At 34.9% G+C, this 15810-nt stretch carries 15 protein-coding genes; 9 read left to right on the forward strand and 6 right to left on the reverse strand.

Annotation, left to right across the window (positions count from 1 at the left end):
• Positions 1–18 precede the first annotated feature (18 nt).
• The 4 genes from Cop2CBH44_RS04910 to aspT form a co-directional block, all read right to left on the reverse strand.
• Positions 19–1194, reverse strand: coding sequence for an MFS transporter (locus tag Cop2CBH44_RS04910; protein ID WP_200755658.1), 1176 nt, complete (start codon positions 1192–1194; stop codon positions 19–21).
• A 256-nt stretch (positions 1195–1450) separates the two neighbouring features.
• A complete protein-coding gene (locus tag Cop2CBH44_RS04915; RefSeq protein WP_021931284.1) occupies positions 1451–2026 on the reverse strand; it encodes a porin family protein in 576 nt (191 codons plus the stop codon).
• A 112-nt stretch (positions 2027–2138) separates the two neighbouring features.
• Complete coding sequence (locus tag Cop2CBH44_RS04920; RefSeq protein WP_420838990.1) at positions 2139–3770, reverse strand: bifunctional aspartate transaminase/aspartate 4-decarboxylase; 1632 nt, start codon at positions 3768–3770, stop codon at positions 2139–2141.
• 79 nt (positions 3771–3849) lie between these two features.
• Positions 3850–5550 carry an aspartate-alanine antiporter gene (gene aspT / locus Cop2CBH44_RS04925; protein ID WP_200755660.1) on the reverse strand — a complete coding sequence of 567 codons (1701 nt, stop codon included), beginning with the start codon at positions 5548–5550 and terminating at the stop codon, positions 3850–3852.
• 201 nt (positions 5551–5751) lie between these two features.
• Between aspT and Cop2CBH44_RS04930 the strand changes: the two genes are divergently transcribed.
• The 8 genes from Cop2CBH44_RS04930 to Cop2CBH44_RS04965 all read left to right on the forward strand — a co-directional run bounded on the left by Cop2CBH44_RS04930 (position 5752) and on the right by Cop2CBH44_RS04965 (position 14160).
• Positions 5752–6165: a SoxR reducing system RseC family protein gene (locus Cop2CBH44_RS04930; RefSeq protein WP_200755661.1), complete on the forward strand. Its 414-nt coding sequence runs from the start codon at positions 5752–5754 to the stop codon at positions 6163–6165.
• Between the two features lie 44 nt (positions 6166–6209).
• Positions 6210–7073, forward strand: a complete 864-nt coding sequence (locus tag Cop2CBH44_RS04935) for a Fe-S cluster domain-containing protein (RefSeq protein ID WP_200755662.1) — start codon at positions 6210–6212, stop codon at positions 7071–7073.
• A 30-nt stretch (positions 7074–7103) separates the two neighbouring features.
• Complete coding sequence (gene rsxC, locus Cop2CBH44_RS04940) at positions 7104–8441, forward strand: electron transport complex subunit RsxC (protein WP_021931289.1); 1338 nt, start codon at positions 7104–7106, stop codon at positions 8439–8441.
• A 22-nt stretch (positions 8442–8463) separates the two neighbouring features.
• Positions 8464–9414, forward strand: coding sequence for an RnfABCDGE type electron transport complex subunit D (locus Cop2CBH44_RS04945; RefSeq protein ID WP_021931290.1), 951 nt, complete (start codon positions 8464–8466; stop codon positions 9412–9414).
• The gene (locus Cop2CBH44_RS04950; RefSeq protein ID WP_021931291.1) at positions 9407–10054 is read left to right on the forward strand and encodes an RnfABCDGE type electron transport complex subunit G; all 648 of its coding nucleotides are present in this window, start codon (positions 9407–9409) and stop codon (positions 10052–10054) included. Before Cop2CBH44_RS04945 ends, Cop2CBH44_RS04950 begins: the two co-directional genes overlap by 8 nt.
• A complete protein-coding gene (locus tag Cop2CBH44_RS04955; protein WP_021931292.1) occupies positions 10051–10641 on the forward strand; it encodes an RnfABCDGE type electron transport complex subunit E in 591 nt (196 codons plus the stop codon). Before Cop2CBH44_RS04950 ends, Cop2CBH44_RS04955 begins: the two co-directional genes overlap by 4 nt.
• Complete coding sequence (locus Cop2CBH44_RS04960; protein WP_200755923.1) at positions 10641–11219, forward strand: electron transport complex protein RnfA; 579 nt, start codon at positions 10641–10643, stop codon at positions 11217–11219. Before Cop2CBH44_RS04955 ends, Cop2CBH44_RS04960 begins: the two co-directional genes overlap by 1 nt.
• 193 nt (positions 11220–11412) lie before the next feature.
• A complete protein-coding gene (locus tag Cop2CBH44_RS04965; protein ID WP_021931294.1) occupies positions 11413–14160 on the forward strand; it encodes a response regulator in 2748 nt (915 codons plus the stop codon).
• A gap of 69 nt (positions 14161–14229) precedes the next feature.
• Here Cop2CBH44_RS04965 and Cop2CBH44_RS04970 read toward each other — a convergent pair whose 3' ends face one another.
• Positions 14230–14721 carry a hypothetical protein gene (locus Cop2CBH44_RS04970; protein WP_021931295.1) on the reverse strand — a complete coding sequence of 164 codons (492 nt, stop codon included), beginning with the start codon at positions 14719–14721 and terminating at the stop codon, positions 14230–14232.
• Positions 14722–14987: 266 nt separating this feature from the next.
• Here Cop2CBH44_RS04970 and Cop2CBH44_RS04975 point away from each other — a divergent pair, with 266 nt between their 5' ends.
• A complete protein-coding gene (locus Cop2CBH44_RS04975; RefSeq protein WP_021931296.1) occupies positions 14988–15341 on the forward strand; it encodes a hypothetical protein in 354 nt (117 codons plus the stop codon).
• Positions 15342–15469: 128 nt separating this feature from the next.
• On the opposite strand, the gene Cop2CBH44_RS04980 is transcribed toward Cop2CBH44_RS04975, so the two are convergent.
• Entirely contained in the window at positions 15470–15733 is a 264-nt protein-coding gene (locus Cop2CBH44_RS04980; protein WP_021931297.1) for a hypothetical protein, read from the reverse strand.
• Positions 15734–15810 lie beyond the last annotated feature (77 nt).

A 15810-nucleotide genomic window follows, 5' to 3' on the forward strand; every position in this document is an offset into this window, starting at 1 on the left:
TCTTGTTTGTTATTTATTTCAACGCCTCGTACAGAATGTTATAAGAAGAGAACCTAATGTCATACATATACCGACTCCTGTTACTCCTTCCCAACTCAACAAATGCCAAAATGTACCAGCTAAAAATGTGCCTAAGGAACCTCCAATAAAATATGTCGTCATAAAAATTGTATTCACTCGATTAGATGCTTTGGGAGCCAATGAAAGGGCACATGTCTGGTTACTAATCTGAATACATTGCATTCCTATATCAATCATAATAATACCGATGATAAAACTGAGATAAGTATCTTGAAAAATATACATAATACACCATGATACGATCATAATAATTCCACCTATATAATTCAAGTTACGTACGCCCCATTTAGGAACATAACTCCCAACCAATGATGCTGTCAATGCTCCTGCCATACCACAAAGCCCTAACATCCCAATAACATTATTTCCTGCATAGAATGGCTCTCCACTCATTTTGAAAGCTAAACATGCCCATAGTGCCAAGAAGCTACCAAAAGCCAGACCTGCTCGCGTAGATACCATACGAATGGTCGGATTATCTTTAAAAAGAGTGAACAGTGATCTCATCAAACCGCCATACGTTCCTTTATAATTTGAAGGCATATCAGGTAATATTCGCATTACTATAAAAATACAAAGCAACATTATGCCTGCAGCTATATAATACATCGCCCTCCAACCACAATACTCTCCGACAATACCACTTATCACTCGAGAGCCAAGGATACCTGTCAATAATCCACTTACCAATAATCCGACATTACGAGCCTTATTCTCCGGTTTAGAAAACTGTGAAACTATAGGGATAAAGATTTGTGGCATTACTGAACATATCCCCGTAACAAGTGATGCAATCAACACAAAATACATATTCGGAGATATCGCGATCGAAAACATCGATATCACTAATAACAAAAAATTAATTACAATGATACTCCTACGCTTATACAAATCACCCAAAGGAATAATGAACAAAAGCCCCATGGCATAGCCTATTTGTGTAGTCATCGGCATGAGATTAGCAACAAACTCTGAAACTTGCAAGTCAGAACTTATCTTATTAAGCAACGGCTGATTATAATACAAATTGGCTACTGAAATTCCTGAAATAATAGCCAGCATCCATAACAAAGACGCTGGTATCCCCATGTTCTCCTCTAATTTCTGTTTCATGCTACAAAAATAATGATTTTGAAACAATCTGTTACTAATGATAAAGAAGATGAATAATCATGGCATTCTATTTTTAACAAAATAAATCAGGCAAATAATCTTTCGGTAATGAAAGGATATTTGCCTGATTTAATGTTCTGCTCCAAATTATTTCAACAACGCAATAAGAACAAACAAGAGCTATTACAAAATGTAAACCTAAAATACAAGTTTCTGTTTGAAAAATTCAAAAATCTAAGAACTTGAATTTAATTTATCAAAATTTCCAACCTAAAGAAATTTGAAACATTTCATTTTTACTATTATCTCCAATAATATAGCTATTCTTTATAGAGTTAGTAAGACCTATCCCATAACGAACATCTGCAATCATTCCAAACTTAAATTCATATCCTAATCCTACTGCAAACATTAATTCAAAACCGTTGAATGCTTTCGAATTTTTGATATGAACACCTTCATATACATTAATTTTGTCATAAACTTTTACACCCAACTGAGGTCCTAATTCAAGACTAAGATTATCTATTAAATACACCTTCGCTATAACCGGCAAGGTTAAATAATTAACATGCATATTTCCCCCGTCAAAATTAGCGCCCATCATAGAGAACAACAGTTCTGTCTGCAATCCTAAATAATCATTATAACGATACATTGCAAATACACCGACATTAGCTCCCCCCTTCCACGATGAGAATCCTGATTTCGTAATCGCCGAAATATTCACACCGACTTTTGGACCCCAGTACACTCTATTTTCCTGTGCTGAGACCAATGAAGCCCCAAGGAATAACATCATCATTAACATCGATAAGATTTTCCGTTTCATACTTCTTTCATTTTAGTTTATAGTATTAATCAATCTACAGATATCATGATAAATTATCAATGCTGATAAATCATTCATTCCAATTCATGACATCCATTACTTTCATTCCTCACTATTTCTTTTTGGTCTTTTCCCATGCCAATGCATATTCATCCAATATCAAACGAATGCCCTTCCCTATCTTCTGATAATCCTCTTTATTCAGATTAGCCAAAGATGCACGTACCGACCAATTCGGCCCGTCAAAACCGCTTCCGTTCAACAAAACTACACAAGTATCTTTGGCCAAACGGATAACAAAATCAAGAGCATCATAATTCTCAGAGAGGTATTGAGCAAATTCATCTCCATATATTTTTTTTGCCCAGACCATAATGTCTATTTCCGAATAATAACCAGCCCTCAAGACGTCGGGGACAAGTTTAAAGCCGGTATTTTCCCACATAGCTTCTAACCTCTCATGTATGATTTTCTGCATCTTCTTTTTGTACAAATCTTTATTATCAAATAAAGCATAAGCAGCAAATAAGGCCATCTGCATTTGCTGTGGTGTAGACAAACCGGATGTATGGTTCAGTGCTACCATACGGCTATCAGCAACCAACCTGTCTATAAACAAAATTTTATCTGGCTCCAATGACAAAGAGCTATATCTGCGACACAAATCATCCTTTTTATCTTTAGGAAGAGCTGCTATCATTTCGTCATAAATATTATCATGGCTCAATGCTATTACAGCCAAACGCCAGCCCGTCGCACCGAAATATTTAGAAAAAGAATATACACATAAAGTATTAAGTGGCAACTCATACATCAACGACTTGAAATGAGGAACAAAAGTACCATATACATCGTCTGTAATAATCATCAAATTCGGATTATTCTCTTTCACAATCTTCACGATACGATCAATACTACGCTCATCAAGTGTATATGAAGGAGGATTACTCGGATTCACAATATAGAGTATTTTTACCGATTTATCTTTTAATTTATCAAGTTCCTCATCTGGATATTGCCAAGTATGCAGCCCATTTTCTGTCATTTGAGAAGCTTGTATATTAGTTACTTTAAAACTAAAACGATCCAACTCCGGAATCTCGATATACGGTGTAAATATCGGTGTCATCAGTGCAATATGGTCGCCTTTATTTACTAAATGATTTACTTGTAACGAATCGAAAATATAACACATTGCAGCCGTTCCTCCCTCTGTTGCAAACAAATCAAACTTTCCCGGCAAAGTTTTCCGATCACACATTTCTTGCACCAAATAGTCTCCTACTATATCTTCTGCAAACCTCAACATTCGATCTGGTACCGGATATTGGTCTCCAATAACAGCCTCTGCCCACTCATGTACCAGCTCATCTGGAGTATATTTTTTCTTATCAAGAAAATAACGATACATTTTTTCAAGCAGATCAGCACCTAATTCAGCCTTATTTCTTTTAAGGAATTCCTCAAAGCGCCCGGATATACCTTTTGGCATAGGAATTCCGGCTATACCTTCAGGTATATCAAAAGTACGCCGGCACTCATCCATTCCAAATTTTCCCAATAAAAAAAATGCCTCTCTCGGAATTGTAGATATCCAATTCGGATTTCCCCTACCTGCATTAAGAAACATACAAGAAGATTTACGGGTATGGTCCTCTGCATATTCTATTAACTTATTTTTTATTTCAAATGGACTCAAATTTTCTAATCCTTCTTCTTCTTTACGCTGCCTTTTGTTTACCATGGCCGGCGCTAACTTTTCTTTACAATCCATATAATATATAATTTACTGTGAATACTAAAAAATCAAATCTCCATAAATATCATGACATAAATAAAACAATAACGACTCCCCATAATATAAGTAATGTATTCCCTATAGCATACGTTACCGTATATCCCAGTGCTGGTATCGTACTATCAAGAGATTCTTGTATTGCACCCAAAGCTGCAGTAGTCGTACGACTCCCCGCATTACATCCCAAATTGATAGCCGGATGAAATTTAAAAATCTTATTTCCTACCCATATTCCTAATAACAAAGGTATCGAAGTAGCTAATACTCCTGCTACGAACAACATAAATCCAGCTTCCTTGATACCTTCAAGAAATGTAGGGCCTGCTGTTATTCCTATCACAGCAATAAACATATTCAAGCCTAAATTATTCAATATCCAGACTGCCGGTTCTGGTATACGACCAAACGTTGGATGTTTTGTACGCAACCATCCAAAAAACAAACCGGCAATTAATGCTCCACCACTCGTACTAAGGCTTATCGGTATTCCTCCAAGCCTCAAAGTTAAGGCCCCGACAATGCCCCCAATAAGAATACCTAATCCTACAAAAATAAGGTCAGTCTTATTCGTAGGCCGATCAATATATCCCAACAGTGGTGCCGCAGTAGATACTTCTCTGGTCATACCCATTATCTGTAACAAATCTCCAGTTTGCAACTTAAGCCCTGGTAATACAGGTATTTCAACTCCCGAACGTTTTATCGATTTGATAAGAATCCCATGCATAAATTTTTGTCTACGAAGTTCTTCTACCGTCATACCACATGCCGTTTTTTTTGTCAATAATACCATAATTGACTCCACAGGAAATGTCAATAATTCCGGGTCATTGATTTCTTCTCCAACCCAACTCTCGTCTTGGATTACCGTCTCTCTTCTACCACTTAAAACGATTTCATCTCCTTTTTTTATCTTTAAATCTGGAGTTTCTTCTACAATTTTACCATCGATACGAACCCGGTCTACAAAAATACGCCTTCCCATTGACTGCATTTTTCCCTCTATCTCTGATACAGAACGAGGAGTATCAAACCAATTTGTATCCACTTTATAAGCACGAAATACAACCGGACGATTAGCATCAACAAATGCGGGATCCTCCCCTATACTACTTTTCTGTAACTGTTCTTCCAGCTCTTTTGTCTCCTTTCGAACTTTATCTATTCCTCCTAATAACTTAGGTCCAAGTGTCCCTAATATATAGGCAGAACCGATTGTCCCAAAAATATAAGTTACAGCATAACATACAGGCATAATGTTTATCCAAGCTTGCTTATCGGCAGCCGAAGCTCCTAATGTATTGATTGTATCTGTACCAACTCCTATAACCGCCGATATTGTCTGAGCTCCAGCAAATAATCCGATAGCCTCTCCAGGATTATACCCCAATATTTTTGCAATAACGACTGTAACAACTAAGCACAATACACATAATACACAAGCAAAAATTACCTGATGAATGCCATCACTTCGCAATGACTGAAAAAATTGTGGCCCCACACTATAGCCAATAACAAAAAGAAATAATAAGAAAAAGACAGATTTAATTGGCCCAGGTATAGCAATATCCATTTGCCCGACAAGGACACCGACTAATAATACAGATGTTACAGTTCCCAAAGTAAAACTTTTATATTTTAACTGTCCTATCCAAAAGCCGATACCAATTGTAAGAAATATTGCCATTTCCGGATACGTTCGAAAAAAATGAAGAATCGTTTCCATAATTGAATATCATTAGTTGATTAATAATCTCATTCTCCTTTTGATAACAACCGGAAATAAAAAATGTTGAAAAAAATAACAATGAACATTCTTCAAAAAAGAAGATAAACTATTTTTTACACAATAATTGCATAAAAATTCTATTGTAAACCACAAAATTTATTTATATTTGCCTCAAAAATGCAATGTCGACATAGCAAAATGAGAGAAAATATAGAACATGAAGGGATAATAACCAATATTAGGAACGGTGTAGCCGATGTCCAAATTGTTCAGTATTCAGCATGTTCGAACTGCCATGCCCAATCAGCATGTACCGTGTCTGATAAAAAAGAAAAAATGGTAGAAATACCTTGTAACGATATGGATTTCAAAATTGGAGATAAGGTTTTGATTATTGGCAATAGTTCAATCGGTTCACAAGCTATTCTTATAGCATTTTTTTATCCATTTATTCTCTTATTTTGTACTTTATTTATTATCTATTCGGTAACTTCTGACGAAGTCTTGTCGGGAATATTGTCATTGACCACTTTAATACCCTATTACATAATATTATATTTTTTAAAAAGTAAACTAAAGAAAAAATTTGAGTTTTCTATCAAAAAAACATGAAGAAAACAAACATTGAAAAACATAAACTCAAAACATTAATATAGATGAATCTAATTTTAATTGCTATTCTCTCTTTGGGTGCAATTGGAGCCATTAGTGCTATTATTTTATATCTTGTTGCCCAAAAATTTAAAATTTACGAAGACCCTCGTAATGCTTTGGTGACAGAAGTACTACCAGGAGCAAATTGCGGAGGTTGCGGATATCCGGGATGTCAAGGATTTGCCGATGCATGTGTCAAATCTGAAAGTCTCGAAGGTATGATGTGCCCAGTAGGTGGAACAGTAGTCATGTCTAAAGTAGCAAACATATTAGGTAAAGAAATCGTAAGCACCGCTCCTATGATTGCTACAGTAAAATGTAATGGTAACTGTATAAATCGTGTACGTACCAATATCTATAACGGAGCGGCAAGTTGTGCAATCGTTTCCACTCTTTATGCCGGAGAAACCGGATGTTCTTTCGGGTGTCTTGGATGTGGAGATTGTGTTAACGCATGTCAGTTCGATGCTATACATATCAATCCAGAAACATTATTGCCAGAAGTCGATGAGGAAAAATGTACGGCATGTGGGGCTTGTGTAAAAGCCTGTCCTAAAATGATAATTGAGCTAAGAAAGAAAGGCCCTAAATCACGCCGAATTTTCGTTTCATGTGTCAATAAGGATAAAGGTAGCATAGCCCGAAAAGCTTGTACCGCAGCTTGTATAGGATGTGGAAAATGTGAAAAGACCTGTCCTTTCGGAGCTATTACTGTTGAAAATAATCTGGCATACATAGATGATAACAAATGTCGCCTATGTCGGAAATGCGTTGAAGTATGTCCCACCGGAGCTATCCTTTCTCTAAATTTTCCTCCTAAAAAAAGTGACACAGCATCATTGATAGCAGAGGATTCGAACGCCTAATTCAGTATATAGATCATAAAAGATATTGTCATGTTAAAAACATTTCGTATAGGAGGCATCCATCCGGACGAGAATAAATTATCTGCCGGAAAATGTATTGAAACTGCCGCTATCCCAGAACAAGTAGCCATAATGCTATCTCAGCATATCGGAGCTCCAGCCCAAGCTATAGTTGCCAAAGGAGATCATGTCAAAGTCGGAACCTTGATAGCTAAAGCAGGAGGATTTGTCTCTGCTAACATACATTCTCCGGTATCAGGGACTGTCACTAAAATAGATAGTATCATAGATACATCAGGATATAGTAAACCTGCTATTTTCATACAAGTAGAAGGTGATGAATGGGAAGAAAATATAGAACGTAATGACTGCCTTAAAACTGAGTGTAGTTTATCTCCCAAAGAAATAATACAAAAAATCAGCGAATGCGGAATTGTCGGTATGGGCGGAGCGACTTTCCCTACTCATGTAAAACTATCTCCTCCCCCTGGAATGGTTGCAACAATTCTTATTATTAACGCAGCCGAATGCGAACCATATCTGACATCAGATCACCAGCTCATACTTGAAAAAGGAGAAGAGATTCTGATAGGAATAAAAATCCTAATGAAAGCCATACAGGTGAACAAGGCCGTCATCGGAATAGAAAATAATAAGCAAGACGCTATTGAATTACTCACTCGCCTAACTATAAAGTATCCAGGTATTGAAGTCTGCCCTCTAAAAATGAAATATCCGCAAGGCGGTGAAAAACAACTTATCGACGCCATCATTCGACGTCAAGTCCCCAGCGGAAACCTGCCTATAGCTACAGGGGCTGTAGTGCAAAATATAGGCACAGCATTTGCAGTTTACGAGGCTGTACAAAAAAATAAGCCCCTATTTGAAAGAATTGTAACCGTTACTGGAAAATCATTGAATAACCCTTCCAATTTCAAAGTTCGAATAGGAACACCTATCGGACAACTAATCCAAGCCGCTGGAGGCATGCCAGAAGACACAGGGAAAATTATATCGGGAGGCCCGATGATGGGTAAAGCGGTTACAAATACAGATATTCCTGTTACTAAGGGATGTTCCGGGGTCCTTCTGATTAGAAAAAATGAGGCTATACGTAAAGAAATGTCCAATTGTATACGCTGTGCAAAATGCGTCTTCGTATGTCCTATGGGATTAGAACCCAATTTATTAATGAATCTCGCCAGTCACGCTTTATGGGATAAGGCAGAAAATAATCATATTATGGACTGTATCGAATGTGGCTCTTGCAGTTACACCTGCCCTGCATATCGTCCATTGTTAGATTATATAAGATTGGGAAAAGGAAAAGTAGGAAATATCATACGAAGTCGTGCTGTTAAAAAATAGAAAATGTAAATCCTTTATATTTATGAACAACAAACTAATCATATCATTGTCTCCGCACATCCATGGAGGAAACACGACCTCAAAAGCAATGCACGGAGTACTTGTCGCACTGATACCGGCATTTATCGTCTCATTGTTCTATTTTGGACTTGGAGCCCTTATCGTAACCATCACTTCAGTTCTCGCCTGCGTAATATTCGAATATCTTATTCAAAAGTATTTACTCAAAGCAAATAGCAGTATTCATGATGGTTCGGCAATTATAACCGGGGTATTACTAGCATTTAATTTACCTTCAAATTTGCCTATTTGGATTATCATTATAGGTGCATTTGTTGCAATTGGCATTGGAAAAATGTCATTCGGAGGATTGGGATGTAATATTTTCAACCCGGCTTTGGTAGGTAGAGTATTCTTACTGATATCTTTTCCTGTACAAATGACTACCTGGCCTAAACCTGAAATTCTAAGTACACATTATATTGATGTTCAAACCGGTGCTACCACTCTAACTCTGTTAAAAGCTCATATGCCGGTCGAAGCCGATTATACAGACATGTTATTAGGAAATATGGGAGGGAGTCTTGGAGAAGTCGGAGCAATCGCCCTTATCTTAGGACTTGCATATATGTTGTGGAAACAAATAATAACATGGCATATCCCAGTCTCAATATTAGGGACTGTTGCAATCTTCTCTTTACTAATCGGTATAGATCCCATTACCCAAATATTGAGTGGAGGCCTTTTGTTAGGTGCAATTTTCATGGCAACAGATTATGTCACCTCTCCCATGAGTACAAGAGGAATGATTGTCTATGGAATTGCCATAGGCTTACTGACCATAATTATCCGTCAATGGGGTGCATATCCTGAGGGTATGTCTTTTGCCATACTGATTATGAATGCATTCACCCCATTAATTAATATGTATATAAAACCTAAAAGATTCGGGGAGGTAGTAAAACATGGCTAAAACAGAATCTACATTTTTAAACATGGTACTTGTGTTAACAATTATATGCATAATTGTGGGCACTATATTGGGTAGCGTTTATAAGCTTACTGAAGCTCCTATAGCTAAAGCAGAAAAAGCAAAACAGGAAAAAGCAATAAAAGATGTTGCCCCAGACTTTGATAATGACCCGATTGCAGAACAATATACGCATGAACTTTATGCCGGGACAAATGAAAACATGATTTTAACAATATTTCCAGCCAAGAAAAACGGTGTACTTGTGGGTGCAGCCGTTGAAAGTTTAACGCGCAAAGGTTTTGGAGGAGAAATATCGATTATGGTAGGGTTTAACGCTGACGGTTCTATACGAAATTACCAAGTATTAAAACACGCAGAAACTCCCGGATTAGGCTCAAAAATGCAGGAATGGTTCAGAACCGACAAAAATCATCAAAGTATTTTAGGCCTCAATCCCGGTAAAGGAGAAATGAAAGTAAGCAAAGACGGAGGCAACATCGATGCCATTACTGCTGCGACTATCAGTTCTAGAGCTTTTATTGACGCAATACAAAACGCATACAGAGCTTTTATGGGCGAACCAGATGTGCATAGTGCCGCTTCACCTAAAGCCAATCAAAATAAGGAGGAGAAAAAATGAATAAATTAAAAATAATACTCAACGGTATCACCAAAGAGAATCCGACTTTTGTTCTTTTATTAGGAATGTGCCCTACATTAGGGACTACAACTTCTGCCGAAAACGGTATGGGGATGGGTCTTGCTACAATGTTCGTATTGATATGCTCTAATATAGTAATATCATTGATAAAAAATATTATTCCAGATAAAGTACGTATTCCAGCATTCATTGTCATCATCGCAACATTCGTAACCGTTCTCGAAATGTGTATGAAAGCTTACGTCCCAGCCTTATACAGCAGTTTGGGACTCTTTATACCTTTGATTGTCGTAAACTGTATCGTACTTGGACGAGCAGAATCTTTCGCGGCAAAACACGGATGGTTCGACTCCCTACTGGACGGATTAGGTATCGGTATCGGCTTTACTCTGGCTCTTACCCTATTAGGAGCCCTTCGAGAATTCCTCGGTACAGGAAAAATATTTAATATGACTTTATTCCCTGAAAATTATGGAATTTTAATATTTATTCTCGCACCAGGAGCTTTTATCGCTCTCGGTTATCTGATTGTAATCGTCAACAAACTAAAAAGCAATAAACAATGATTACCTATATATCAATATTTATCACAGCCATATTTGTCAATAATATTGTATTGGCTCAATTTCTGGGAATATGTCCATTCTTGGGTGTTTCTAAAAAAGTAAATACAGCTTTAGGAATGGGAGCTGCTGTTACTTTTGTAATGACAATTGCCACCATTGTAACTTATTTATTACAAAAGTATTTATTAGACATTACCGGATTACAATTTATGCAAACCATAGTGTTTATTCTGGTTATTGCAGCACTTGTACAGATGGTAGAAATTATACTTAAAAAAGTTTCTCCCTCTTTATACCAAGCTCTAGGAGTATTCTTGCCTTTAATTACCACAAACTGTACCATATTAGGAGTAGCTATTCTCGTAATCCAAAAAAACTTCAATCTTATAGAATCAGTAGTCTTTGCCGTTTCCACAGCTTTAGGCTTTGCCCTGGCTCTGACATTATTTGCAGGAATACGAGAACAACTCAGCCTAACAAAAGTACCTAAATCTATGCAAGGAATTCCCATTGCACTCATTGCTGCCGGTTTGTTGGCCATGGCCTTTATGGGATTTTCTGGAATAAAAATAGGGTAACTGTAATTACAATACTCAACATTATAGAATGAGAACCAAGTAACTAAAACTTGATTCTCATTTTATTTTTAGTTAAATTTATCAACAAAATCCCATATAACTTATAATTTCACTAAAAAAATTAGCATATTTGTATAAATAACAATAAAACTCACCTTTAATAAAATGTCATTATACATTATATAAATTAAGTATGAAAACAATTTTGAATATATTCTCATTTAGAACCTCAAAAACAAACAGGAAGAACAAATCTGTAAAGAATAGAAAACAAAAAATATATAAAGACATTGTCTCTATCTGTCCCGATATGATTTTTATTCATGATTCATCTCTTACCATCATAGATATCATTAACCCAAATAATAATATTCTTCCTCAGCCTCCTGATGAGCTAATTGGTCAAAATATTGAAGACATTATAAAAAATAACGAAATAGCGGAAGATTATAAAAACAAGCTCTTATCAACATTAAATACTCATATACCTCTTCGATTTGAATTCCATTTCCAAACAAATCAAAACATAACATATTTTGAAGTATGTTCTGCATACATTCCTGACAATAAAGTTGTAACTTTTCTCAGGGATATTACTCAAAATACCATTTACAAACTAAAATCTGAAAAATTACAACTTTATTTAAGTAGGACACTCGAAAACCTTCCTATTCCAACTTCAATAAAAGATATGAATACAGGAAAATTCATTTTCTGGAGTAAGAAGTCTAATATATATGGATATACTTCGAATGAGATGATAGGCCATGACGAAAAAATATTTTTGAATGAAAAAGATGCTATAGAAAAACAAAAATTCGATTCAAAATTAGCAGAAGAAAACCGTTCTTATCAAGGTATAGAAACATTTTTATGTCTCGATGGGATAGAACGGACATTTATGGTTACCAAAAATATATTTTCACACGATTCGTCCAAATGGCTGATATGCAGTAGTATTGATATTACTGACTTACAAAAACAAGAAGAAAAGACAAAACTTATTACCCAGAAACTGGCATTAGCCTTAAATATCACAAATCTTATTCTTTGGATTTTCGATATTCCAAAACAAGTTTTCATAATTGACCGTCAACAACTGTCCGGAAAATATAAAGATGAAATCAAATGGGATACAGAAATATCTTTATCTCAATTTTACAACTACATTCACCCTGATGATTTACCAAATATAAAAATGGTATTTGATGATTTCACAAATGGAAAAATAAGCCAAGCACAACGAATATTCAGGGCCAATTTCAGAAAGCTCAAAGAATACTCTTGGATAGAAATACATATTTCCATTGAAAAAACAAATAACGATGGTATGCCTCTCCGACTAATAGGAACATCTAATTCTATCGATAAATACAAAACATTGGAGGAGTCTCTAATAGAAACCAAGAACGAAATTGAAAAAACAAATTCTATATTAAATTCCGTCTTAAGTTTATCTCATGTACTTCCGTGGGACTACGACATTATAACCCAGACCTTCTCTTGTAATTATAATATCTACCACCACGAAAAACAGTCTGAACCAATAAATGGGAAATATTATTGCAAATTAGAAACTTACATAAACTCTATACATCCAGATTTTAAAGAACATATAAAAACAGTTTTCGATGAGCTGATATCCGGCAAACGAAATAATTTCCATGAAACGTATCAAATACATTGGTATAATGATAGAGAATACGAATGGATAGATAAGCAAGGTGCCATTTTTGAATATGATGAAAATGGAAATCCTAAAACTATCATTGGCTCATCCATCGTCATTACCCAAAGAAAACAGTTAGAGCAAAATCTCTTGCTCGCTAAAGAACAAGCTGAAGAAAGTAACCGTTTAAAATCAGCATTCCTTGCCAATATGAGTCATGAAATACGGACTCCATTAAATGCTATTGTCGGATTCTCCGGAGTACTAGCTAATACTGAAACCGAAGAAGAAAAACGAGAATATGTCAATATTATTGAAAACAATAATGCTTTATTGTTACAACTCATCAGCGATATTCTCGATTTAGCAAAAATAGAAGCAGGAACTTTAGAGTTTATTTATAATGACGTAGATATCAATCTTTTATTAGACGAAGTAGAACAGATTACCCAACTCAAAATAGACTCTTCGCGAGTATCCTTTTCTTTTGTAGAACGTCTATCTGAATGTATTATTCATACTGAAAGAAACAGGCTGCTCCAAGTCATCAATAATTTTATCTCAAATGCTATAAAATTTACAGAAAAAGGCCAAATAAAACTCGGATATCGCTTACTCAACCCCGAGACATTATACTTTTATGTCTCAGACACAGGATGCGGTATTGCTGCTAATAAAATAGAACATGTTTTTGGACGCTTTATAAAATTGAATAACTTTGAACAAGGGACAGGTCTAGGACTCGCTATCAGCGAAACTATCGTCAACAAACTGGGGGGAAAAATTGGAGTCGAGTCAATCGAAGGCAAAGGGTCTAAATTCTGGTTTACTCTACCTTATACCCCGGCACAGAAGAAATCATTAGAGTCAAAAACAAAAGAAATTATAGACACAAGAATAAAATCAACAAAAAATAAAATAACATTACTTATTGCCGAAGATAATATCAGCAATTACAAGTTATTCGAATCAATACTTAAAAAGGAATACTCTTTAATACACGCTTGGAATGGTAGAGAAGCTATCGAATTATTTAAAGAGCATCATCCCGACCTTATTTTAATGGATATCAAAATGCCTGAGATGGATGGATATGAAGCAACAGCCAATATTAGAACATTATCTATGAATATTCCTATTATTGCTGTAACTGCTTTCGCTTTTGCCGAAGATGAACGGCGGATATTAAAAAGTGGATTCAATGATTATCTTGCCAAACCTATTCATGCTAATCTATTAAAAGAGAAGATAAAATCTGTACTTAATATATAATTATAAATATAGCTTTCAGTATCCCTTTATACCTAAAATCGGTATAAAGGGGAGAAGTATGATTTATTTTCAATTGACACAGGGACTTTCTGGCATCAAAAGATTTTCCTCTATTACATTTCTTGCCATAAATTTATCTTCTTTTCGGACAACAATTAGAACTTGATTATTTTCTGTAAAAGATATTACTCTCAGTGGAATCTTTTCTCCCAAAGCTAAAGCTACTGGTGAAACTGTTTTTCCTTCTTTATGGCACAAGTAATCAGTAAAACGAAATGAAACCCATCCTGTAGAAAATTCTGCCATAGAAAACCGAGATAGCTCAATTATCATTTGTTCGATACAATCTTTTCTTTCTATTAATATCAATACGGAAAATGCAGATACTTCAACAAACTCTATTTTTATCTTATAATGAGATAAAATCGCCATCGTCTCTGATAAAAAACAATAAGAAGGCAATGAATAATCCGAAGTTATTTTCAAAGTAACAAGATTTTCCTTAGAAACAATAGACATTGTCTTTTTTACATTATTACATACACGTTTTTTTAAATTCATCTCTCTCATTTCTTATTATATCAATATATATTTTTCATTTTAGCATACACTTTTTCATTTTGAAAAGCTCTAATCTGTGCAATCGCCATATCTTTATATCCAAATTTTTACTCATAAACTTCTTATACATCATATATACACTTAATTATCAAATAAATAACTCATACATAAAAACACATAATAAAATATATTTTATTTATTGTATATTTTTTGTACCGATTTGTATATATAGTAAAAACAATACTCATTCCAAAACAATAAAAATTATGGTAATAAAAAATAAATTACAAAATCAGCTTAAAGAGTTCTCCCGAATAGCAATAGAATTGGCTAAAAATGGCAGTAACAATATGGTAGAAAACATTTTATTCAATAATCTAATAAATAATATCGTTACAATAGGAGGATTATTAAATGCGGCTTTTTACGGACTTCCTAATTCAGAGGTGGTTCACCGGCTAAACACGGCTATTGACGAAATAGGTAAATCATCATATATCATACAACTTTTACTGAATGACGCTGCCGTAAAAATATCGCTAGCTCAAGAATTTTTTCTACAAAAAAATGAATTAGTAGATTCAATAATTTCCCTCATTAATGATATAACTGAATCATAGAAGTCTTTGTACTGACAAAATCTTGTAATTAAACTTCAAATAATAAAAAAGGAGAATATCCGTCAGACTATAAGTGTGACAAATATTCTCCTTTTTACAAATAAATATTTTCTTATTTCATTATTCAACTATTCTTTATCAAACTCATCATTATATTCTTCTTTATTGGGAAACATACTGTCCCATATAGAATCTTGACTTTCGATATACTCATGATAATAGCCTGCAAAACCTTTTTTTTCAGAATAGCCCATAGCATCACACCATTCCCGATACTCATCTTGCAAAATTTCATCGGCATCTAATGCTTCAAAAAAGGCATCACTAGAATCCTCTAAAGACCTGTATTCTTTAATAAAATTTTCAAATACTTCTGTTATATCTCTGTCCATAGTTCCAAAATTTTATATGCCGCATGCACATATTTGGCTACATGATTTTTTCAAATATACAACATTTTTATTATAAA

The sequence above is a fragment of the Coprobacter secundus subsp. similis genome, from assembly GCF_015097275.1.
GTDB lineage: Bacteria > Bacteroidota > Bacteroidia > Bacteroidales > Coprobacteraceae > Coprobacter > Coprobacter secundus.